The 25322-nt window shown below is 40.9% G+C and carries 13 protein-coding genes; 8 read left to right on the forward strand and 5 right to left on the reverse strand.

Going from position 1 to position 25322, the window contains the following annotated elements:
* Positions 1-182: 182 nt before the first annotated feature.
* Together HG267_RS19320 and tilS are read left to right on the forward strand one after the other, a co-directional pair.
* Positions 183-3302, forward strand: coding sequence for a hypothetical protein (locus tag HG267_RS19320; protein ID WP_045867643.1), 3120 nt, complete (start codon positions 183-185; stop codon positions 3300-3302).
* A 1128-nt stretch (positions 3303-4430) separates the two neighbouring features.
* On the forward strand, positions 4431-5420 hold the full coding sequence (gene tilS, locus HG267_RS19325; RefSeq protein ID WP_045867642.1) for a tRNA lysidine(34) synthetase TilS: 990 nt from the start codon (positions 4431-4433) through the stop codon (positions 5418-5420).
* Between the two features lie 83 nt (positions 5421-5503).
* Here tilS and hmpF read toward each other — a convergent pair whose 3' ends face one another.
* Positions 5504-7261, reverse strand: a complete 1758-nt coding sequence (hmpF, locus tag HG267_RS19330; RefSeq protein WP_045867641.1) for a pilus motility taxis protein HmpF — start codon at positions 7259-7261, stop codon at positions 5504-5506.
* A 560-nt stretch (positions 7262-7821) separates the two neighbouring features.
* On the opposite strand from hmpF, the gene HG267_RS19335 reads away from it, so the two are divergent.
* From HG267_RS19335 to HG267_RS19360, 6 genes are all read left to right on the forward strand, one after another.
* Entirely contained in the window at positions 7822-9048 is a 1227-nt protein-coding gene (locus HG267_RS19335; protein WP_045867639.1) for a response regulator, read from the forward strand.
* Positions 9049-9230: 182 nt separating this feature from the next.
* The gene (locus HG267_RS19340; protein WP_045867638.1) at positions 9231-9596 is read left to right on the forward strand and encodes a response regulator transcription factor; all 366 of its coding nucleotides are present in this window, start codon (positions 9231-9233) and stop codon (positions 9594-9596) included.
* A 13-nt stretch (positions 9597-9609) separates the two neighbouring features.
* On the forward strand, positions 9610-10140 hold the full coding sequence (locus HG267_RS19345; RefSeq protein ID WP_045867637.1) for a chemotaxis protein CheW: 531 nt from the start codon (positions 9610-9612) through the stop codon (positions 10138-10140).
* Between the two features lie 16 nt (positions 10141-10156).
* Positions 10157-13144 carry a methyl-accepting chemotaxis protein gene (locus HG267_RS19350; protein WP_045867636.1) on the forward strand — a complete coding sequence of 996 codons (2988 nt, stop codon included), beginning with the start codon at positions 10157-10159 and terminating at the stop codon, positions 13142-13144.
* Between the two features lie 112 nt (positions 13145-13256).
* Entirely contained in the window at positions 13257-20438 is a 7182-nt protein-coding gene (locus tag HG267_RS19355) for a response regulator (RefSeq protein ID WP_045867635.1), read from the forward strand.
* Positions 20439-20842: 404 nt separating this feature from the next.
* The gene (locus tag HG267_RS19360) at positions 20843-22930 is read left to right on the forward strand and encodes a prolyl oligopeptidase family serine peptidase (protein WP_045868792.1); all 2088 of its coding nucleotides are present in this window, start codon (positions 20843-20845) and stop codon (positions 22928-22930) included.
* A gap of 208 nt (positions 22931-23138) precedes the next feature.
* Here HG267_RS19360 and HG267_RS19365 read toward each other — a convergent pair whose 3' ends face one another.
* The 4 genes from HG267_RS19365 to HG267_RS19380 form a co-directional block, all read right to left on the reverse strand.
* A complete protein-coding gene (locus HG267_RS19365) occupies positions 23139-23474 on the reverse strand; it encodes a DUF5615 family PIN-like protein (RefSeq protein ID WP_045867634.1) in 336 nt (111 codons plus the stop codon).
* Positions 23467-23778 carry a DUF433 domain-containing protein gene (locus tag HG267_RS19370; RefSeq protein WP_045867633.1) on the reverse strand — a complete coding sequence of 104 codons (312 nt, stop codon included), beginning with the start codon at positions 23776-23778 and terminating at the stop codon, positions 23467-23469. Before HG267_RS19370 ends, HG267_RS19365 begins: the two co-directional genes overlap by 8 nt.
* Before the next feature lie 378 nt (positions 23779-24156).
* Complete coding sequence (locus tag HG267_RS19375; RefSeq protein ID WP_045867632.1) at positions 24157-24627, reverse strand: GNAT family N-acetyltransferase; 471 nt, start codon at positions 24625-24627, stop codon at positions 24157-24159.
* Between the two features lie 94 nt (positions 24628-24721).
* Entirely contained in the window at positions 24722-25261 is a 540-nt protein-coding gene (locus tag HG267_RS19380) for a Uma2 family endonuclease (protein WP_045867631.1), read from the reverse strand.
* Positions 25262-25322: the final 61 nt, after the last annotated feature.

Raw genomic sequence — 25322 nt, forward strand, 5'->3', positions numbered from 1 at the left:
CCCTTTGGCTAGTGAAATTTCTATCTAGCGCTAGATATGTTGTTCAAACTGTGGAGAGATGCTCTTCATACCCAATTTCCACGATTCTGAGACTTACAAGAGTTAGGTATCACCATAAATACAGAGTTTCTGCAAACGTAATTCTAAATTCCCCAAATTTAAGCTTAGAGAAAGGAAATACAATGTTTCAAAGTACAGAAATTATCCTGGGACTCTACCAGTCGCTTTTTAGGTTGGCACAGATTCCAGTCAACCCCACTTCAGACATTTCACCAGCACAAGCATCGGTTCTCACTTCTGGGCCGCGCTTTTTTATTGCTTTAATCTCCGGTGTAATTCTAGCCTTTGCTTTTCAACTAGTATTAACAAACCTCTCCCTGGCTGCTGGGATTTCCTACCTGGGACATTCATCTGACTCAGATTCCGATAATGAAGCAGGAAGTTTTGGCGGCACAATTCGCAAAATTGGTACCGCTGTAGGGATTTGGACTTTAGTCACGGTGACAGTGGCCCTTTTAATTGCTAGTTACTTAGCAGTTAAACTCAGTCTCCTGGTTTTAGATCCAGCCCTGGGCGCAATTCTGGGGTTAGTAATTTGGGGTGCTTACTTCTTATTACTGATGTGGGTGAGTTCTACCACCGTCGGTTCCTTAATTGGTTCAGTAGTCAACACAGCAACCTCTGGCTTTCAAGCAATTATGGGAACAGCGACAGCTGCACTGGGTGCCAAAGCTGTCAATAACCAAGTTGTAGCCACAGCCGAAGCCGCCGCCGCCGCCATGCGCCGCGAACTAGGAAGCGGGATCGACCCCACAAGCATTCGAGAAAATGTAGAGGATTACTTAGACAGGTTGCGTCCGCCAGAGTTGGATCTAGGCAAAATCCGCAGCGAGTTTGAAAACTTACTCAAAGACCCCCAATTTCAAGCGATCGCAGGTAGTCCTGACCTCCGCAACATCGACCGTCAAAAGTTTATTGATTTAGTCAGCAGTCGCACAGACTTATCTAAACGCGATGTCAAACGCATCGCTGACACATTATATAAAATCTGGCAGCAGGTAGTTAGTCAGCAAGCACCAGCCCAAGACCGCCTCGGGGAGTTAGTTGATTATCTGAAATCCTTACCACCAGGGCAAACCAAAACAGATGAACTCAATGCCAAATTAGAAAGATTAATTGCAGAAACTCGTGACGCTAAAGTAGCTGACCAAAAAGCCACCCCTGGGCCAATCCAGAACACACTCCAGCAAGGACTTTCGGCTTTGACGGGTATTGTTTTGGGCAGAACAGACTTATCAGATTTAGATGTAGAAAAAATTTGGGAATCCCTATCCACCGCTAAAGACAAAATCAGCGAACAAGCCGATAAGTTAGGTTTACCTGCAGCTTCCCAACCCTATAGTCCCATTCGGGCTGATGTAGAAAATTACCTTTCCAATACCTTTGCTTGGCAACTCAGCCGCGAAAGAATCGCCCAAGAATTCCGCGATGTCATCCACGATCCAGCCGCTGATCCTGGAGTAGTACGGCGAGAATTAGATCGCCTTTCCCGCAACGATTTCGTCAACATCTTGCAACAGCGGGGACTACTTACTCAAGGACAAATTCAACGGATTGCAGATCAATTAGAAGCTGTCCGCCGAGAAGTATTAATAACTGTAACGGCTGCAGAAGAAAGAGAGATAGTAGAAGATTTGCAGCGTCGAGTCTCCAGCTACCTCCTCGTTACTAGTAAGTCTGATTTAACTTCTGAAGGCATTGAACGGGATTTTAGACCTCTATTGTCTGATCCAGATGCCGATTATGAAACCCTCTCCCGGCGGTTAGCGGCAATTGATCGCCAACAAATGCAGCAAATTCTGTATCAACGCAACGACATTCAGCCATACGAACTAGACGCAATTCTCGAGGATTTAGAAAAACAACGCGATCGCGTGTTAATCGAATCTAAAAATCTGGCAGATCAGGCAAAATATCAAGCAGAAACCCTGTGGCTGAATTTAGAATCATATCTGCGTAATACCGGCAAAGGCGAACTCAACCCCGATGCAATTCGAGCCGATCTCAAAAGATTGCTGGAAGATCCGCAAGCGGGTGTGGCTGCAATTCAGGCACGTTTATCTCGTTTTGACCGCGATACCTTGGTACAACTGTTGAGTCAGCGCCAAGATATTAGCCAAGACCAAGCAAATCAAATCATTGATACTGTCGAACAGTCTTGGCATAGTATCCGCCACGCACCCCAGGCGGTAGCAGATAAAGCTAAAGAGCAATATGACTCTGTTAGCACCACCATCGCTGATTACTTGCGTAATACCGGCAAAAGCGAACTCAATCCCGAAGGTATTCAACGCGATTTAAATAGACTGTTTGAAAACCCCAAAGAAGGAGCCTTAGCACTCCGCAGGCGCTTGTCTCAGTTAGATAGAGACACCCTGGTAAAATTACTTAGTCAGCGTCAAGACTTGAGCGAACAGCAAGTCAATGAAGTCATTGATTCCGTACAACATTCGATTCGCGATTTTGTGCGTGCGCCGCGTCGCCTGGCTAGCAGAACCCAGCAAAGAGTAGAAACCTTCCAAGCTTATTTAGAAGAGTATTTACGGCAGACTGGTAAAGAAGAACTTAACCCCGAAGGTATCAAGCGCGACTTACAACTGTTACTGCATGATCCACGGGTGGGGATTGAAACCTTTAGCGATCGCCTGGCGCATTTTGACCGTTCCACAATTATCGCCCTGCTGAAAATCCGCGAAGATATTTCCGATGAAGAAGCAGCGAAAATTGCAGATAATATCGTCTCGTTGCAAGAACAATTTGTAGAACAAGTACGGGGTATTCAACGCCGTATCCAAGATGTGATTGATGGCGTATTTGCCCGCATCCGCAACTACCTCAACTCCTTGGAGCGCCCCGAACTCAACTACGATAGTATTAAGCGCGATGTGCGCCAATTATTTGACGATCCCCAAGCTGGATTTGACGCTTTACGCGATCGCCTATCTTCCTTTAACCGCGATACCCTAGTAGCGCTCATCAGTTCCCGTGAGGATATCTCCGAAGAAGATGCCAACCGGATTATCGACCAAATTGAAGGGGCGCGCAACACAGTTTTACAACGAGCAGAACGCTTACAGCAAGAAGCCCAACGCCGCCTCGAACAAGTCAAGCATCAAGCACAGCGCCAAGCCGAAGAAACCCGCAAAGCCGCAGCTTCAGCAGCTTGGTGGTTATTTGCGACAGCAGTTGTCTCTGCTATTTTCTCCGCATTAGGAGGCGCGATCGCTGTCGTTCGGCTGTAGTTTGACAAATTGTCTCCGCTTTCCTGTATGAGCCTCCCCCTGTGGGAGGTTTTTTTAGTGAAACTTGGCCTAGCCTGAAACAATGCTTTGTGTACACCTAAAAACGCTATGGGTACATCTGGGATTCCTCTGTGACCTCAGCATCTTTGCAGTTATTGAATTATTGAGATCCTAAATATCATACCCAAGTTATCCACCCCATATCAGTAAAAATACCTTAGTAATTTTCACGGAAGTGAGATGTCAGCAACCTGTAGAAAATTTAATTTTAAAAATTGCTATTTCACAGAAAATTAGCTATTAGAAGGTTATTTTTAATATTTAGATTTGATTTAAATTTACATCTAAATCTGGCTGATCATGGCTCACCCATTTCATCAAATCCCTCTCTTATCAAGGCGGGAAGCCTGTACTAATCATCTAAGTTCAAACAATTTTGACCGATGTTAATCAATATCCAAATATATGAAATATTTATTAAATACATATATAAATTTTAAATATTTTAGGCAGAAAAACTTAATTTATCTAGGCATATTTTTTAGTTAATCCTACTAACTATCTACAACCAAAAAAATCAAAAACCGTAATATCCTCATGGTTGATTTCAACATCCGTCTATAGAATGAATTTGAAAGGCGATGAATCTATACCAGCAAGTTTATATTTTAAGGATTGAGAGCGTGTTATTAAATTCCAAACAAACCAAAAAAAATATTCAGCAAAGAAACGGCAAAAAAACTTGGACTTTAAACAACACTATATTTTGCGTCGCAGGTCTCATAATTCTACCAATTGCTAGTTTTGCAACTTTCCGTTTCTTGTCCTCTTCATCCACATACTCTTCAGTCTCATCATTATTTACCTCGCAAAACACCTCAGCGCACGAGACATCTATTCCTTGGATTGATAATCCCTCAGAATGCCAATATACTGACAGGAGTTGGCATGATAATAAGTGTTGGGACGAGCAACATAGCCCGACTTTTTAGGTTTTTAATAAATACTAAATTAAAAGCTGCGCCAAATATATTGACGCAGCTTTTTGGTTTTGATGGTTAGGGAACCCCAGAATGATGTAGAAAAAATATATAATGTCCTGCGTTCATTTGGCGTGCAAAATTCACAATGGTATGGACTCCCCTTCATGCAAAAATTCATCGAACTATCCGAATGCGCCATCTATTTCAGCGCAATCAACGCCTATTAATCGCAGTTTCCGGCGGGCAAGATTCTTTATGCTTAATAAAATTACTATTAGATTTACAATCAAAATGGGGATGGCATTTAGGTATTGCTCATTGCGATCATCGCTGGCGTGCTGACTCCCAAGCTAATGCCCTTCATGTAGAACAGCTAGCAAAAAACTGGGAAACATTATTTTATTTAGAAACGGCAAAAGAGCCTTTAACTAGTGAAGCTGCTGCCCGCGATTGGCGATATCAGGCTTTAAGTGCGATCGCCCAGGAGCATAATTACCACTATATTGTCACAGGACATACAGCCAGCGATCGCGCAGAAACTCTTCTCTATAATTTAATGCGCGGTACGGGGGCAGATGGTTTACAAGCCTTAATTTGGCAACGTCCCTTAACTCTAGAGATTACTTTAGTACGCCCACTCTTAGAAATTACTCGTACACAAACCAAACAATTTTGTGATGATTTCCATCTCCCAGTCTGGGAAGATTCCACAAATCAAGATTTAAAATACACCCGCAATCGCATCCGCAATGAGTTGCTACCTTATTTACAAGCGCACTTCAATCCCAAAGTCGAATCAGCTTTAGCCCAAACTGCAGAACTGTTGCAAGCAGAAGTGGAATATTTAGAAACAGCCGCCCAAAAGTTGAAAGCTGAAGCGCTAACAGCAGAGAATCTAGATAATTTTCCCCTACGGCTCAATCGTCGGGTGTTGCAGACAGCACCAGTAGCGTTGCAGCGTCGAGTCATGCGTCAAGTCTTACAGCAAATACTTCCTGATGCTCCGAGTTTTGAACATATTGAAAAATTAACTGCTTTAATTACAGCACCCAATCGTTCCCAAACCGATCCATTTCCGGGAGGTGCGATCGCTCAAGTCGCAGGTGATTGGATAGATATCAACAATGAAGGCTGAATATAATTCCTCTCATATGCCCAAAAACTCCATCCCTTTGTGGTTGGAGTTTTTTATTCTTGATACTTCATACTTTATCCCTTTCAGGATGCTAGTAATTCTGGCTGAGAAAGTAAATCCAGAAGAGTATGGCGCATTTGGGCAATAGCTTGCAGTTGATAATCGCCCGTTTCTTGAATTTGAGACAAAGCTTCCATCATTGCTTGCAACTTCTGTCGTAAATCGTCAAGACTATCCTGAATTGGTTGTAGTGTTTCTTGATAAAGATTCACCCTACCCCAGCATTCACTAGTTGCAGTTCTCAATTTGAGTAAGTTTTCCTCCATTGCTTTCAATTCTTGCTGCTGCTGTTCCAAGTTATGGCTTTGATTATCAATCATCCCTTGGGTTAGCTCAATACCAGAATGCATCTGCTCAATCTCACGTTCCAAGTTTTGCAAATCTTGAGCTTGTATTTGTCGCAGGTTTTCAGTTTGCAATAGAATTGGCCCTAAATCAATTTTGGCTGCTTCTGGTTCATTAACAACTGTCTGTCCTTGCTTTTGTAAGAGTACAGTTTTGTGTTGCTTGAGTAAATTCTGGCGTTGTAGCAAATTACGACGTTGCCCTACCAAACTTTCATTGAGCATTTGGTAGAGGTCTTTTTCATCTGCTAGTTCCATTTCCAAGTTGATTACGTCTTGATCGGATGCCTGGTGAATCTTATTTTGCAAATCTTCTATAGCTTTTTCTTTATATTCCAGTTCTTGTTCCTGATCGTGGACAAAGCTAGAATCAATATCAAATTTCTCCTGCAAATCTTGCACTAATCTTTGCAGTTCTTCTAAAGGCATATTCTCTAAAGCTTTGACATCTACTTCGCAAAGAATCATATCGCTAGAACTTGCAGCCAAGGACTGAATCTGCTGATATAAATTTTCTTGGCTTTGCAATTGTGCTTTCAAAATTTGCGCGTATTCTTGCTTGCTTGTCAGAATTGCGCTGTTAACTTTTAATTCTGCTGTTTGTTGCTGTATCGAATCTTGTGCTTCTTGCACACCATTTTGGCGATCGCTCAAGGTTTGGGCCAAGCTATCTACTTCTTGTTGCTGTTGAGTCGCTACAGTTTTTTGCTGCTCTAGGTTTTGCCAGTGTTCATTGAGAGTAGCTTGCTGCTTTTCGACTAATTCAAAAGCAAAATTCAGGTGTTCCCTGACTGTCTCTGTCGGAGCTACACGACTAGACAAGCGATCGAGTAACTCACTTAATACTCGACTTTGCTCTTCGTCTAAAACCTTACTCTGTGTGGCATCTGCTTGAAATTCTTCCAGCCGACGCTGCTCACCTCGGAGATGCTCCCAAGCACCAGCTAATTCTGTGCGATCGCGTTCAATTTGTTGTTGCAACTTTTCAATTTCTTGACGGGAGGCTTCAAATTCCTGCTTTTGCGCCTCCAGTCGTTGAAACTCATCCTCCATTTGTTGCAACTGCTCCATACGGACTTCCATGTCCAATTCACGGCGATTTAATTCTTGCGCCTGAAATGTCAGTGATTGTTTCCACTGATCGATCTCGTCTTCCTTGAGTTTAAATTTTTCTAACTGCCGAGAAAAATTCTGCAATATATTAACCAGTGGCCGTCCAGCTTCTTGAATCCGTTGCACTTGGCGGTTGGGATTCACTTCTACTAGTACTAATGCACCATCATTTAATTTACTTGCTTCCTCTGCCGCAATCACTTCTTCCGACACAGTACTCCAAATCTGGTCGGTTCGCTGACAAGCCAGCAGTTTCAATTCAGTTTTGGCACTACCACTAAGTAAGCCGCCTTTTTGCTTTTGTACTTCTGCTAAATACAGCACACCGTTAGTCCTTTTGTGTACTTGATGTCCGTGATTTGGTTTATACCATTGATAATTCTGTTAACCTGTTTGATTTAACCGCAGTTAGGGAAAATCAAATCAGGCAAAACTATTTATAGACATGACATATCACGCCTTGATATATATAAATCTAGATGCGCTTACTCTGGATCGCGCTTTTATATTGTGTGCTGATGGTAATAATGATGGCTACCGTGTGATTACTAGCTTCATCAAAGTTTATTACAAAAAATTAAGGAATATTGCTGAACGTATTCTATTGCTAAAGATGTTTTTATAGGCAGTAATTTTATTTGTATATAACAAATTACATAAAATGTAAATCCAGCTGGAAAACCCTTGTAATTTCGTAGATCCTCACAAAACTGTAATTTTGGGCTAGGCTAGAAACCCTGATGGGATAATTTACACCAAATTCACATTAAGCAGAAATTATCAATTTAGTGTAGATCGATGGTGCTAGTTAAAACATCAAAAAATTACTGGGCAAAATTAATTAAAGAATATCAACAGGATCGCAAGGAGCACCTTTGAGCTAAATGCAGGGAAATTTAAATGAAATAGATCTTCGTAGTATCCTGCAATTGATTGAGTTGGGCCAGCGAACTGGCCAACTGTTGGTGAAAACTCATAACTTTCGCAATAGCAACCAAATTAGAGAAGAGGTGAACAGACATCACCATTCCTTTTGCTACCAACCACAACAGTACTGGTTCGTCTTTTTCTTAAATGGCCAGATTCTCTATTGCCAAGAAGGGGATGGTACTTCATCAAGGATTAACGATTACTTAAGACATTACCGTGTGGAGACTCCGCTCACCGAAATCCAGCTAGCCTCCATAGATCCACTGAATATAAAAGAATATAGCTATCTTTGGGCACTGTTAGAGCAAAATATGATTAACCCCAAAGTAGCGCGTAATATTATGCATAGTCTGGTGTATGAAACGCTCTTTGATTTACTGGGTTTGCACACAGGTAGTTTTATCTTCCATCAAAGTCCGGCTCTAACTCCACAACTAACCACTTGGGAGATAGCTCCCCTAGTCAGTAAAATTGCCAAGCAACTGCAAAATTGGCAGCAGTTATATCCTCACATTCAGTCTGCCGATCAAGTGCCCATACTTTCTGAGATGGTTCAATTGAATTCATCTTTATCAGCAGAAACAGTCAATAAACTTAAGCATTGGGCAGATGGCAAAACATCTTTACGGCAACTTGCTCGTTATCTCAACCGAGACATATTGACAATTGCCAAGGTAATATATCCGTACGTCCAACAGGGATGGCTGAAATTGGTATATCCCAGTACTAATATATTCAGTATTAATACAGAGAACATGGTAGTGGAGGTCAACTACAAACCACGGATATTATGTATTGACGAAGTAACAACGATTGGTGAGACTATAGAGGCAATTTTACAGCAACAAGGTTATGAAGTGTTAACTTTAACTAATCCCTTAGAGTCGCTCAGTCTCGTTTTTCAACTCAAGCCGCAGATGATTTTTTGCAATATTACCATGCCGGAATTAGATGGATATGAGATTTGTGCCATGCTGCGCCAATCTACAGCATTTCGGCTGGTGCCGATTATTATGCTGAGTAGCCAAGATAGGTTTATCGATCGAGTCAGGGCTAGTATGGTCGGGGCTACCGATTATTTGACTAAGCCTGTGCAAGAAACTGAGTTACTCACGCTCGTAGCAAAATATATCAATAAACAGCCTTACATTGACATACATAAGAGATACAACTGTTGTTGATTGTATAAAAGATGAGGTAAAAAATGTTATCACAGAATCAGCCAGCCCCAGTACAACCAGTATAAAGTTATTATCTAGTAAATCAGTTAAGGAATAGACTTAATTTATACACTAAATACTTGCGGGGGAATCAGGGAATGTTCCAAGTAGGAACGTCTACATCAGGAGGTAGATAGGCATTTATGAGTACAGTTCTGATTGTGGAAGACAGTATCGCACAAAGGGAGATGATTACAGACCTCCTGAAAGCAAGTGGCTTAACGGTCACCCATGCCAGTGATGGAGTTGAAGCTTTGGAGGCCATTCAAAGCACACCTCCGGATTTAGTGGTCTTGGATATTGTCATGCCCCGGATGAACGGCTACGAAGTTTGCCGTCGGTTAAAATCCGATCCGAAAACCCAAAATGTCCCCGTTGTGATGTGTTCTTCCAAAGGTGAAGAATTTGATCGCTACTGGGGTATGAAACAGGGTGCAGACGCTTATATAGCCAAACCGTTTCAACCAACTGAGTTGGTGGGAACAGTCAAACAATTGCTGCGAGGATAAGGATGAAAAGAAAATGGTCAGTAAACCGGACTTTTTAAGTGGTGGTAGTCAAGACCACTTCCGTCCTGAATTACAAGTAGAAAGCCCTGAAGGTGAATTACATTTGCGGTTTTACATCCCCTCGCGCCAAGAGTTTGCACTACCAGCAACTGGAATTCGAGAGGTAATGGAATTGAGTCCTGATAGAATCACTCCGATTCCTAATGCTTCTCCTTTACTTTTGGGTACTCTAAATTTACGAGGTCGAGTCATTTGGGTAGCTGATTTAGGTCAATTTTTAGGAGAAGCAACCGCATTAAATACAGATAGAGCAGAAATTCCGGTAATCGCTATCGAAGAACAAGACACAATAGTGGGTTTAGCGGTAGAAGAAATAGGTGGTATGGACTGGCTTGACGTGCAGCATCTGATGCTAACAACTCATGTACCGGATACGATGGCTCCCTTTCTGCGCGGTGAGTGGTTAATAGATGCCAAAACAAATAAGTCTTTAAGACTACTGGATCAAATGGCAATTTTGCGGAGTGCGAGGTGGGCAGGATGATATTGGGAGGGTGGACATGGCAGCAAGTATAGATGATTACTTAGAAATATATAAGCAGGCTTGTACAGCTTACGCGCAACAGAACTATGATGTTGCCGCCACTTTAGTGGATCGAGTGGTACAAAATTTGCCAAATGACCCTAACTCCCATTTGTTACGGGGTCACATATACTACGTTTTACAGCAGTACGATATAGCCAAAGCTGAATATCAACAAGTTTTACAGTTAACCAACGATCGAGAATTAATTGATTTTGCCCAGCATGGTCTGGAAAGTATTGCTCAATATCAACAATTACTACCAGATGAGTTTGCTATCAGTGAAAATAATGAAGCTATTTCTTCATCAGAAATATCTAATGGTCGGTTCGCTGATACAGAAGAATTACAGAATTTGCCACAGAATAATAATTTTGCTAGCAGCAGCTTTGGCGACAATCCCTTTGGCGAATACCAGGAATCTGGAGATGAAATAGAAGAGCTATCCTTGGATAGTTCTTTAGACAGTTCATTTGATATCTCTGCATATAGTAGTAGTGCATTTAATGGATTACCAGATTCTTCAGCACCTTTGAGTAACGATCCTTTTAGTTCTACAGAGCAAGCTAGCGATCGCGATGCCAATGCTAACATTTGGGAAAAACAAGGAGAATTAGAGTTACCTGCTTTCTGGCAAGAAGACAACAATCAAAATCTTATTGAAGATTCAGGGATAAATAATCCTTTTGTAGAAGCTACTACAGATTCAAATAATAAAGGTTTCACTAATTCGGAAAATTATAGCGATTCACCGTTTACAGAAGTTGAAGAAATTGATGCTTCAAGTAGTAATAATTGGGAAATACCTACTGAATTCTTAACCTCAGAAACCTATCCAGAACCTAGCGAAGCTGATTTCGAGTGGAAGAGTAATAGCCTGGAAAATGAAACTTTAGTCAAAAACCAAACACTTCTCCAGGAAAGTGTCCCACAGACTAACAATTTACCATTACAGCCTCAAGAGAATTTATCCCCAACTACACCTAAAAATTGGTTGGGGCCCATAGAAGCTGAAGATACATTAAAAGAGGTAGTTAGTGCTGCTGACAACAATTTTTACCAAGAAGAACAGCCGGAAAACCAGAGTAGCAAGATAGAACAAAGCTTTTCTGATATTGATGATAGTTTTGATTTTGAGGCTTTTGAATCTGCCTTTGGCACAGATGATTTTAGTCCCGATGAAGAACCAAGTAATATTCAACCAAGCAATATCAGTAGAGGAGAAATTCATCACGAGACTTCTAAAACTAATATAGATTTTTTAGATGACTTTGATGAATTTGACGACCTGGGTAACATTCCTGGATTTGATTTGACAGATGCAGAAGCCAACTTCCGAGATGTAAGTATGGATTCTGGCCCATTGGAAATAGGTAATCTCCCTCACAGTCAAACAGGACAACCACCTGCTATTGATGAAACAGGCGATCGCGAAGATGAACTGTTTTCAATCACTGGTTCACAAGAAGTAGTTCCAGTATTTACCCAAGTAGATGTCGCTAAATTAGAAGCCAATGTCAGCGTTGAGCAAGGTTGGTTAGCGCCTTTAGAAAATGCTTCCCTAGAAAAGAAACAATGGCTGATTGCGGGAACTGTAGGTGTAGTATCGGCACTAGTGGTAGCAACAGTCAGCTTTGGCGCTACGACCTTTTCACCACCACAACAGAGGGAATCAGTGCGGAACACTGGCTGGGCCATGTCACTAGCAGCAGGACTGGCTGGTTTTGCTACCGCAGCCTTTATGGGTAATTTCACCATTAAGCAAGTTCGCCGCACTACGCAGAACTTACAAGCTCAGTTTGATGCTGTGCGTCAGGGTAATCTCAATGTTCAAGCCACAGTCTATTCTGAAGATGAATTAGGACTGCTGGCTACTGGCTTTAATGAAATGGCAAGGGTAATTTTTACTACTACCAATGAAGCCCAAAGAAAAGCTGATGAACAGGAAGAAGCCAAAGAAAATCTACAACGCCAAGTAATTCGCCTGTTGGATGATGTAGAAGGAGCAGCCAGAGGCGATTTAACAGTACAGGCTGAGGTAACAGCTGACGTACTAGGAGCCGTAGCTGATGCCTTTAACCTGACAATTCAAAACTTGCGGGATATTGTGCAACAGGTAAAAGTAGCTGCAAGAGATGTAACCAAGGGTGCAACGAACTCCGAAACATTTGCTAGAGCCTTATCTAGTGATGCTTTAAGGCAAGCAGAAGAGTTAGCAGTCACACTTAATTCTGTACAGGTAATGACTGACTCCATTCAACGGGTAGCGGAAGCCGCGCGAGAAGCGGAAACTGTTGCCCGTGATGCCAGCACCATCGCCTTAAAAGGTGGTGAAGCCGTGGAAAATACCGTGGCAGGTATTTTAGAAATCAGAGAAACTGTGGCAGAAACTACTCGCAAAGTGAAACGGCTAGCTGAATCTTCGCAAGAAATTTCTAAGATTGTGGCATTAATTTCACAAATTGCCTCCCGCACCAATTTATTAGCGCTCAACGCTAGTATTGAGGCAGCAAGGGCAGGTGAAGCCGGACGTGGGTTTGCAATAGTAGCTGATGAAGTCCGCCAGCTAGCAGACAAATCTGCCAAGTCTTTAAAAGAAATTGAACAAATCGTGATGCAAATCCAGAGTGAAACAGGCTCTGTAATGACTGCAATGGAGGAAGGGACACAACAGGTAATTAAAGGTACTAAATTAGCTGAAGAAGCCAAGCGATCGCTAGAAAATATTATTCAAGTAGCAAATCGTATTGATATCTTGGTGCGCTCAATTACCTCGGATACTGTAGAACAGACCGAAACCTCCCGTGCGGTAGCTCACGTGATGCAATCCGTAGAACTAACAGCACAAGAAACCTCCCAGGAAGCACAAAGAGTATCTGGTGCGCTACAACACTTAGTGGGCGTATCAAGAGATTTAATTGCTTCTGTGGAACGTTTCCGGGTAGATACTCTCGAATCTAGATAAAGGATGAAGTATGAACTATTAAGTATGAACTATTACTCATGCTTCAGTCCCTTTAACCTTTAACCTTGATCTTTCATCTTTTTCTTTCATCCTTTATCCTTCATCATGTCCTATGCTGCCGGAACAACAACAGCGCATTTTAGGTTACTTTATTGAAGAAGCAAGAGACCACCTGAATACCATTGAGCAGGGGTTGTTAAATCTTCAGAGTACCCTGAACGATCCAGAAATGATCAACGAAGTCTTCCGGGCGGCTCACTCCATTAAAGGAGGAGCGGCGATGCTTGGTTTGAGTAGCATCCAGCATACATCTCACCGCCTAGAAGATTGTTTCAAGGTTCTCAAAGAAAATCCGATTCAGGTTGACCAAAAGTTAGAGTCCTTATTTCTCGGGGTTTCTGATACACTCAAAGCGCTGCTTGAGAATTTGAGCGGGCCATTTGGTTTGTCAGAAGAGACAGCTAATACATTGATGTCAGAAACTGAGCCAGTCTTTCAATGGCTGAACGAGCATTTGGAACTACTTGTACAACAAGCAAGCGGTGGTGTAGACAGTCGCGTTGCACCAGCAATGCAGCCAGCTTTTGCTGATAACTCCCACACACTGACAGAAATTTTCATGCAACGGGATTTCCCTGTCCCGGAAGAAGAATCACCACTCCAAAAGCCTACGCCAGTTGTTACTAAAGCAAATGATAATTGGGGTGAGTTTCAAGCGCAAGTGCTGCAAACGCTACGAGAAATGTTGCAGCTATTTAAACAAGGGACAACCCAGGAAAGTCGGCAAAATCTCCAGCAAACTTGTCACCAATTAGTCATATTGGGTGAAACATTTAATTTGCCCAACTGGTGTAAGTTATGCGAAGCTGCAGAAAATGCGATCGCCAATCCAGATAATAGTTATCTAACTCTGGCAAAAATTGTCATTACAGAAATAAAAAAAGCTCAGGAATTAGTTCTTAAAGGTAAAGAATCTGAGATTGTCATTAGCCAGCAACTAGAAGTTATCTTGAGTTTCCCTGAAGTTGAGTTATTTGAAATCTCTACCGATTTACCAGATGAATCTGCAACTGGGACAACTCCATTTGCTAAAGCTAATACTGAAGCGATCGCTAATGAGTTAGCTGCTCCAAGGCTGGATAATTTTGTTAATACAACTAATAACAATATAGCTAGCTTACCTGATCTAACAGCAGCAGTTCAACAAGAGAAAAATATTTTTACCAATAAAGAAAATTATAAGCCTGAGACTTCTGAGTTATTTAACTTGTTGCCAAATAATGAAGATGAAACAGTACTAACCAATCATAATCTTGACCCCAAAGGGCCAGAAGTTGGAATTGCTGAGTTAAATACACTTGCTGATTTATTTGAAGGTGAAGCTCCCGAACTAGATGAAACTTGGCAACAAGAAGAAATATTAGACATTAATGCTGCCAACAAATTGGGCATTGAGATCAGTACTAGTAATACTGAAGATGCTGATAGCGATTTAGCTGACTTACTGTCTTTTGATGAACCTACGAGTGTTGATGAGTCTAAACAAACTATTATTCAAACAGAAGATTTCAGTCTATTATTCGGTGAAAACTTCTTAGACAAAGAAACTCCTACACAGCAACCTGCACAAACATCAGCGAGAAACTCTGATATCAGCAATAGCTCTCAAAACGATATCAATTTAAACTCATCTACTAATGAAAGTCTCAGAGAATTTACAAAAATTCTGCAAGAATATCCTGGCGATATTGCCCCACAGGATGTAGTACAAGATTTATTAGGTCTAGAGCTAGATGATAACAATCTACTGTCGCTAGGCGAATTAAATCAACCAGAAGCGAGTTTTGATGACTTATTCTCAGAAACTGCAAATGAAAGTCTGCTAGAAGAAATTTCTCCAATTAACTTCCCACAGCCAGAAAGCTTATCTTTGGATAATCCATTTACTGACTTGGGAGAAAACTCTCTACTTTCTACTAGCGAATCAACAGTTGACGATTTATTCGATCCGCAAGCAACAGTAGCCAGAGATTACGATCTTTCTGCAGAAGATTTAAGCAACTTCTGGAATGAGGAATCTGGCGCAGAACCGCAGCTAGAATTGGGTTCTCGGGTTGAGCAAGATGTCGCCAAAGCATTAGAGGAGAGTTTGTTTACAGCATCTCATGACTTTTTGGATGATAGCCAGTTAGCTCAATCCTCAGTACCTCTTTTTGACGTAGAAGATTTTAATCTGACTTTTCAGTCAGATGATGAGCAAATCGATCTGATGTTTGAAGCTGATACTGGAGATGATTTATTTGCAGATTTGACATCAGACAACACAGCTATTTCTTCTACTGATGCTAACGAATTACCTGTGACAGAAATTCGCAGCTTGATACCAGAGGAAAGCGATATCTATGAAGGACTGAGCCTACACTCTTCACTCCCATCAACTACATTACCTCCCGAATTAGATTTCACCCCAGAATTTACCAATCAGCCATCAATAGATAATACATTTAGTAGTTCTGCAGATAATGATTTGTTTAATGTCATCAACGACAATAGCAGTGATAATCCACAATTGTTATTTGAGAATATCAACACCTCTCAATCAACGTATATTCAGCTTGATCCTTTAGCAATCAGGATTTCTGAGACTCCCGAATTAGATTTAGGCGATGACTTACTAACAACAGCAGATGATTTAAAATTGGATTTCAACGAATCCACAGAGGTACAACAGCGTCCACACAACCTCGATTTATTATCAACAGCAGATAATTTAGGCTTGGATTTCAACGAATCCACAGAAGTACAACAACGTCCACAAAACCTCGATTTATTATCAAATGTCGAAATCGCAGAAACCACTAATGAAGATGTTTCGGCGTTAGACTTAGATTTAGGTGATGAGTTACTAGCAACATCAGCAGATTTAGAACTGAACTTCGACGAAGTAGCAGAATTATCACAACCGGAAGCAAATCTAGATTTATTGGCAAATGTTGAAATTGGAGAAACAACTAATGATGCTGTTACAACATTAGATTTAGGTGATGAGTTACTAGCAACATCAGCAGATTTAGAACTGAACTTCGGCGAAGTAGCAGAATTATCACAACCGGAAGCAAATCTAGATTTATTGGCAAATGTTGAAACTGCAGAAACAACTAATGATGAGTTTGCAACATTAGATTTAGGTGATGATTTACTAGCAACATCAGCAGATTTAGAACTGAACTTTGGCGAAGTAGCAGAATTAGCACAGCCTGAAATAAATCTAGATTTATTGGCAAATGTTGAAACTGCAGAAACAACTAATGATGGTGTTGCAGCATTAGATTTAGGTGATGATTTACTGGCAACATCAGCAGATTTAGAACTGAATTTTGGCGAAGTAGCAGAATTAGCACAGCCGGAAAATAATCTAGATTTATTGGCAAATGTTGAAACTGCAGAAACAACTAATGATGAGTTTGCAACATTAGATTTAGGTGATGATTTACTAGCAACAGCAGATTTAGAACTGAATTTTAATGAAGCGGCAGAATTAGCACAGCCGGAAAATAATCTAGATTTATTGGCAAATGTTGAAACTGCAGAAACAACTAATGATGGTGTTGCAGCATTAGATTTAGGTGATGATTTACTGGCAACATCAGCAGATTTAGAACTGAATTTTGGCGAAGTAGCAGAATTAGCACAGCCGGAAAATAATCTAGATTTATTGGCAAATGTTGAAACTGCAGAAACAACTAATGATGGTGTTGAAACATTAGATTTAGGTGATGATTTACTAGCAACAGCAGATTTAGAACTGAATTTTAATGAAGCGGCAGAATTATCACAGCCGGAAAATAATCTAGATTTATTGGCAAATGTTGAAACTGCAGAAACAACTAATGATGGTGTTGCAGCATTAGATTTAGGTGATGATTTACTGGCAACATCAGCAGATTTAGAACTGAATGTTAATGAAGCGGCAGAATTAGCACAGCCGGAAGCAAATCTAGATTTATTTACAAATGTTGAAACCGCAGAAACAACTAATGATGGTGTTGAAACATTAGATTTAGGTGATGATTTACTAGCAACAGCAGATTTAGAACTGAACTTCGGCGAAGTAGCAGAATTATCACAGCCGGAAAATAATCTAGATTTATTGGCAAATGTTGAAACTGCAGAAACAACTAATGATGGTGTTGCAGCATTAGATTTAGGTGATGATTTACTGGCAACATCAGCAGATTTAGAACTGAATGTTAATGAAGCGGCAGAATTAGCACAGCCGGAAGCAAATCTAGATTTATTTACAAATGTTGAAACCGCAGAAACAACTAATGATGGTGTTGAAACATTAGATTTAGGTGATGATTTACTAGCAACAGCAGATTTAGAACTGAACTTCGGCGAAGTAGCAGAATTAGCACAGCCGGAAAATAATCTAGATTTATTGGCAAATGTTGAAACTGCAGAAACAACTAATGATGAATTTGCAACATTAGATTTAGGTGATGATTTACTGGCAACATCAGCAGATTTAGAACTGAACTTTGGCGAAGTAGCAGAATTAGCACAGCCGGAAAATAATCTAGATTTATTGGCAAATGTTGAAACTGCAGAAACAACTAATGATGAATTTGCAACATTAGATTTAGGTGATGATTTACTAGCAACATCAGCAGATTTAGAACTGAATTTCGGCGAAGTAGCAGAATTAGCACAGCCTGAAATAAATTCAGAGATTTTGGATACTGCAGAAACGACTGTTGCTGATAGCGCAGAATTAAACTTACTAGATGATTTATTAACAACAGAAACTATACTGCAAGCCGAAACAAAGCTGGAGGACACAGCGAATACCCAAGACACTGATGCTGCGATGTCTACGACGGGCTACGCCTACGCAAACAGTATAGTTGAATTAGATGTATTAGATGCAGCAAATAATTTGTCTGCATCTTTGGAGAACATAACCCAAACCGATGAAGTGGCAACAATTACAGCAGCAGAAGCCGAATTGGATGTGCCACCATCAACTCCAGAAGATGAATTTGCTGAATTAGAAACATTACTAGAAGAGGAATTAGCGTCACCCTTACCAGAAGAAGATTTTGCTGCTCTGGAAGCATTGTTGGATACGGATCTCAATGAGGAGCCATCAGCAGCACCTTTACCTGTTTACCCACAACAATCGCAACCACCTACCGCTTACAATAATGCCAGCACTGCTGCTACATCACCAGAATTAGAAGATGAATTTGGTGACTTAGAAAAATTGTTGGCGGAAGCAGATCAAACAATATCTCATTCACCATCAATCAAATCAACCCCAGGTAAAGCCGCACGTCCCGCTACGCGTAGGGGTGCAAGATTTGAAGAAACCATGAAAGTTCCAGTGAAGCAACTAGATGATATGAGCAATCTAGTTGGGGAACTGGTAGTTAATCGCAATACCTTGGAACAGGATCACGAACGTCTGCGACAGTCACTAGATAACTTGTTGATTCAGGTACAACAGCTATCTGATGTTGGCGCGCGGATGCAAGAATTATACGAGCGATCGCTTTTGGAAGCTTCTTTGTTAGCTACCCGCAAACATAGAGAATCTGGTGCCTCATCAAGTGATTCCAATTCTGACAGGGGTTTCAGTGAATTGGAAATGGATCGGTTTACGCCTTTCCATACACTGTCCCAAGAAATGATTGAAATGATCGTCAGGGTACGTGAGTCAGCGAGTGACATTGACTTTGTGACGGAAGAAACCGAGAGAGTAGCGCGACAGTTTCGACAAGCCACAACTCAACTCCAAGAGGGATTAACACGCGCCCGAATGGTGCCTTTCTCCCAAGCTATCGATCGCTTGCGGCGAGGAGTACGGGATAATGCCATTAAATATGGTAAGCAAGTGGAGTTAATGATTGAGGGTGGAGATACCTTAATTGACAAAATGATTTTGGATCACCTGACCGATCCACTAACTCATATGCTCAATAATGCGATCGCTCACGGTATTGAAACCCCAGAGGTGCGACAAGCTGCAGGTAAAAATCCTGTGGGAGAAATCAAGATTCGCGCTTTCCACCAAGGTAACCAAACTGTGATCTCTGTGGGCGATGATGGTGCAGGTATAGATACCGAAAAAATCAAAGCCAAAGCGTTGAAGTTGGGAATGCTGACAGCAGAAGAAGCAAAAACCATCACGCGCATAGAAATCTACAACTTGCTGTTTCACTCTGGCTTTAGTATTAAAGACGAAGCTGATGAGATTTCTGGGCGTGGCGTGGGAATGGACATCGTACGCTCGGAAATTAGCGAAGTGCGCGGAACAGTTAGCACTGATTCTGTGATCAGTAAAGGAACTACCTTTACAATTCGTCTACCACTTACCTTGAGTATTTGTAAAGCCCTTTGTTGTGTTTCTGATAAAGCCAGAATTGCCTTCCCAATGGACGGAGTAGAAGATACTTTAGATATCCCTGTCAAGAGTATTCAGCACAATGCCGATGGCCAAACATTTATTGCTTGGCGAGACACAATATTGCCATTCCGTCCACTGAAAGAGCTTTTAGCCGTCAATCGCCAAATCAGTCGCGGTAGTGTTTACGGTGGAACTCGCGATGATGATATGGTTTCTGTGGTCGTAGTGCGATCAGCAAATAACCTACTCGCCTTACAAATAGACTTAGTACTGAGTGAGCAAGAAATTGTAATTAAGCAATTTGAAGGGCCAGCACCCAAACCTTTAGGTGTAGCAGGTGCTACCGTCTTAGGGGATGGTCGGATTATGCCGATTGCTGACGTGCTAGAAATTATGGACATCTTCCAAGGACGGATGTCTAAACAAAGTAGTGGCCTTTGGCAGCAAAAATCTGCTCCGACTCTACCGGAAGTCACAATTGAGAAAATTGATCCAACAGTACTGATTGTTGATGACTCAATTACAGTAAGAGAATTACTTTCTCTCACCTTTAATAAGGCAGGTTACCGCGTAGAACAAGCAAGAGATGGTCAAGAAGCTTGGGATAAACTCCGCTCTGGGTTGCCTTGTGATATCGTATTCTGCGATATTGAAATGCCTCGCTGTGACGGGCTGGAGTTGCTCTCTCGTATTCAGAAAGATCACAACCTCAACCACCTCCCCATCGCTATGCTCACCTCGCGCGGTGCAGATAAGCACAGACAAATGGCAATCCAACTAGGTGCTAGCGGTTACTTTACCAAGCCTTACCTAGAAGAAGCTTTACTAGAAGCTGCAGTACGGATGCTCAAAGGAGAAAAACTGATTCTGAATACTACTGCCTAAACGATTCCAGTATTTCTGCAAAGGACACACAAATATTCTGTTACGGAGGCCAAAATTCAACAGTCAAGAAGAGCCAGTCACTTGCAGAGGTTGCCTTTGTGAAGTGAACTGGCTGGCAAAAATCAAGGAGAGCCAGCGTTGTAGGCAAGTTGGCGCTGAGATTAATAATTTATATTCATCATTCATCATTCACAATGCTAAAAGCCAAATGGACTCGGCTTTTAGCAACCTTTTTGGCAACAATGATATTTTGCCAATGGTTGCTACCTGCTGCTGTCGCTAATGCTAAAATTTCCAGCAAGTTCTCTCCACAAGTATTAGTTGAGAAATTCACAGATGGGGAAAATTTGCAGAGGAGTTACTTCCTCAAACAATATGCACAGCAACGAGTTCCATCAAAAAAAATGCTGACTTACCCACCTAGCCGCAAAAGCAATCAAGTTGATAACTATCACGGTACTGTAGTAGCAGATCCTTACCGTTGGTTAGAAAATCCCGACTCGGCAGAAACCAGAAGTTGGATTGAGGCGCAAAATCAAGTTACGTCCGCCTATATAAATCAAGTTCCTGATAAAGAAAAAATTAGACAGCGCCTCACTAAATTATGGAATTACGAAAGATACAGTATTCCATTTAAAGAAGGCAAATCTCTGGGAGATAATTCTACCGAACGTTATTTTTATTTCAAAAATGATGGGCTGCAAAATCAAAGCGTTCTCTACACTCTAAAAACTCTTGATTCTGAACCAAAAGTTTTACTTGACCCCAACAAACTTTCCGAAGATGGGACAGTGGCTCTTTCTGGATTATCTATTAGTAACAATGCTCAATTATTAGCTTACAGTTTATCTACATCTGGTTCTGATTGGCAAGAGTGGAAAGTTCGCGATATTGAAACAGGTAAAGATTTACCAGACCATCTGAAATGGATAAAATTTTCTGATGTTTCTTGGACAAATGATAATCAAGGATTTTTTTATAGCCGCTATGACGAACCAAATAATAAAACTAAATTAGCAGATACCAACTATTATCAAAAGCTTTATTATCATCGCTTAGGTACTCCACAATCAGATGATTTGTTAATTTATCAACGTCTTGACCAGAAAGAATGGGGTTTTAATGGTGGAGTTACAGAAGATGGCAAATTTTTAATCATATCAGTTTGGTTAGGAACTGATTCTAAAAATTTAGTTTTTTATAAAGATTTAACTAATCCTAAATCGGCAGTTGTAGAACTGATTAACCAATTTGAGGCAGATTACAGTTTTATTGAGCATGATGATAGTGTTTTTTATTTTCGTACCAATTTAAAAGCTCCACGGGGCAGAGTTGTTGCGATTGATATTGAAAAGCCAGCAAAGGAAAACTGGCAAGAAATTATTTCCCAGTCAGCAGAAACTTTAGAAGGTGTCAGTATTTTAAATAATCAGTTTGTTGCTGATTATCTTAAAGATGCGCGCAGCCAAATTAAAATTTTTGACCTGAAAGGTGCATTAGTCCGGGAAGTAGAACTACCAGGAATTGGCTCAGTAGATGGCTTTTATGGCAAGCGCTATGATACCGAAACTTTTTATAGTTTCACGAGCTTTACGACACCAGGCACCATCTATCGCTATGATATGGTGACGGGTAAAAGTGAGGTTTTTCGGGAACCAAAGGTAGATTTTAATCCCGAAAATTACGAAACTAAACAAGTATTTTATCAAAGCAAAGATGGCACCAAAGTGCCAATGTTTATCACTCATAAAAAAGGCATTAAGTTAGACGGGAATAATCCTACATATCTTTATGGTTATGGTGGTTTTAATGCCTCAATGACACCGAGTTTTTCTGTAAGCCTTTTGGTTTGGATGGAAATGGGTGGTATCCATGCAATGCCTAATATCCGCGGTGGTGGGGAGTATGGTGAAGAATGGCACGAAGCCGGAATGAAGTTTAAAAAGCAAAATGTCTTTGATGACTTTATTGCTGCGGCTGAGTGGCTAATCGCCAATGGTTATACCAAATCTGCAAAACTAGCGATCGCAGGTGGTAGTAATGGCGGTTTATTGGTGGGTGCTTGTATGACTCAGCGTCCCGATTTGTTTGGTGCAGCTTTAGCAGCAGTTGGGGTAATGGATATGTTGCGATTCCACAAATTTACCATCGGTTGGGCTTGGACTTCGGAATATGGTTCGCCAGATAACCCAGAAGAATTTAAAGCACTATATGCCTATTCACCATTGCACAACATTAAACCAGGGACAGCTTACCCAGCAACCTTGATTACTACAGCCGATCATGACGATCGCGTGGTTCCTGCTCATAGTTTCAAATTTGCGGCGACTTTGCAAGCTGCTCAAGCTGGTAATGCGCCTGTACTCATTAGAATTGAGACTAAAGCCGGACATGGTGCAGGTAAACCCACAACTAAAACTATTGACGAACTAACAGATAAGTGGGCGTTTTTGGTACGGACTTTGGATATGAAAGTTGCTGTTACAAAGTAGCGATCGCAATTATTTGAAATTGCTACGCTATACGAATAATCAATACTCAAGAACCGGAAAGTTTCTGCTTTCCGGTTTTTGATGAAATGTCTTATCTATTGTGTAATACAGTTAAGATAAACCTTTTTTTCTTGCCTAAATCCCCAAAAATAAGCGATCGCTTACAACTTTACTTCAGCGATCGCAAAACTTTGGTGCTGCTTTTATTTCACAAAAACTCGACATGTCCCACCATCTCTTCAGGTGTCATTACTTCATAAATCAAAACCAAGGTTTGAATAATTTCACCAATTGAACGAGTTCCTTTCCTACAGTAGGTAATACCAGGATGATCGAGTCTAGAACTTGCAATAATTAAAAAATCAGTATCTTGGGTAAACAATACTCGCTGTGTTTCCTGAATAAACGCTAACTGAACTTCATCGCTTTTAGTGCGTAATTTTACATCATTAGTTGTTGTGACATCTATTCCATAACGACGCAAGCCAAGCGCAATAGCCGGATCGACATTTTCATCAAGATGGAAGCGAATTCGTTCACTCATTTCGTAACTGTCTGAGTTTGTCTTGAAGCCGTGAGGGATGATTTTGCTTCATCACCTCAACTAACTCATCTTCTTGGTCTGTGCGGCGATCAATTTCCTCGCGGTGATCGAAGTAATAAGCCATTGCTGCATAAACAGATGCCAGTGACAAGTCATACTTACCAGCAATCTCTACTAAGGAATATCCTAACTTTAAATGCATTACTGCCACATCTTCTACAGCAATGCGGGTACCAACAATACGAGGCTTTCCACTCCGCACATCAGAAGCGATCTCAATATGCTCCCGACTGACTAACTGCATTAGTAAATCTTCCTAGTTCGTTCAATTATTTAATAATATACAGTTGTACTATAGGAATCCGCTTTGATTCCTGAAATTATTTGCGTAGGGAGGGAACAGGGAACAGGGAACGGGGAACAGGGAAGAAGAAATAAAAGTGTACTTAGGTTTTTTCAAAAATCAAATATGAGTCCTATAGCTTTGACAAAGTTATGTATGAAATAAGTCTAGCAGAATCTTTATTTTAGCAAACTGAGAACTTACGCTTCCAGCAGATATTTTTATTTTTATATAAAGTGAGCACCAAATTGCAGCAACCTTCAGTTTGATGATAGCAATTTGCTTATTATCAAGACAGAATCATCAGGCTCCTATTAGCGTTATATCATTGCCAATCAATCAGCGAGAAATTAAAAACTTCTGCATTGCATAATTTACAAAAATTTCTCCCCGACGTTCTACCTGTTGTTCAGCGATGGTGGAAAACCCCATACTTAAGAAAAAACGTTTGGCAGTAATACTAGCTTCAACGTATAAGCGATTAATTCCTAATTCATAAGTTTTGGCTTCAATTGCCGCATAAATTTTACTACCCACACCCATGCGCTGATAATTTTTATGGCAGTAAAAGCAGTCTATATGTCCGTTGGTTTCTAATTCGCCAAAACCTGCAATTACACCTCGGTCATCAGCAACGTAAGTGAATCTTTCTGCACAGATTGTTGCCCAGTTTCTAAAATTAATATTATCTGGTGCCCAAGCTTGAACTTGATTTTCTGAATAGTCACCAATATTAACTTCACGTACTGTTTCGTGAAATAATTGTGCTATTTGTTCAGCATCTTGCTGTTGAAATAATCGTATTTTCATAAACCGAGAATTGAGAGATTACCACTTTTTAAATTAGCAGCGATCGCCTTTTTCCAGCAAATCCATTTTATTCAAAAGTAACACCACGATAAATTTATGACATTGGTAATTTAAGACCAACTGAATCTAGGGAAATAGCTACTTCTAAACCTTTAAATTCACTGAGCAACCAACCTTGAGTTTGCTTACTATAAAGTTCAACAAATGGTTCATCTTGCTCGACTAATAAATATTCGCTAAAACTCACAATTGAGCGATATATACGGAATTTGTTTTGGTGGTTGTAATCTGCGGTGGAAGGAGAGAGTACTTCAACAATCAGCAAAGGATTCAAGACTTCATTTAAGCGACCATCATTTAATTGCGGTTCACCATCAAAAACCATTACGTCTGGATATACCCCACGTCTATATTCTGGAATCCACAGCCGCAAATCGCTGTTTATTGGCTCAAATTGAGTATCTCGTAGCAAAAAGGTAAGATAAGCTAAGATATTCCGGCCAATGCGGCTGTGTTTGAGCGTTCGTCCGGGAATGTCTACAATTTCTCCATCTCGATATTCGCTGCGTCCTTCTGCTTTTTCTTCGATGGCGTGATATTCATCCAAAGTGTAGCGGCGCTCGGTAGAAATCATAAGTCGTAGGCGATCGCATTACTTGTAGGACAACAAAATTATTCTGTCATAGATTTAGTGG

This window comes from Tolypothrix sp. PCC 7601, from assembly GCF_025677855.1.
GTDB lineage: Bacteria > Cyanobacteriota > Cyanobacteriia > Cyanobacteriales > Nostocaceae > Aulosira > Aulosira diplosiphon.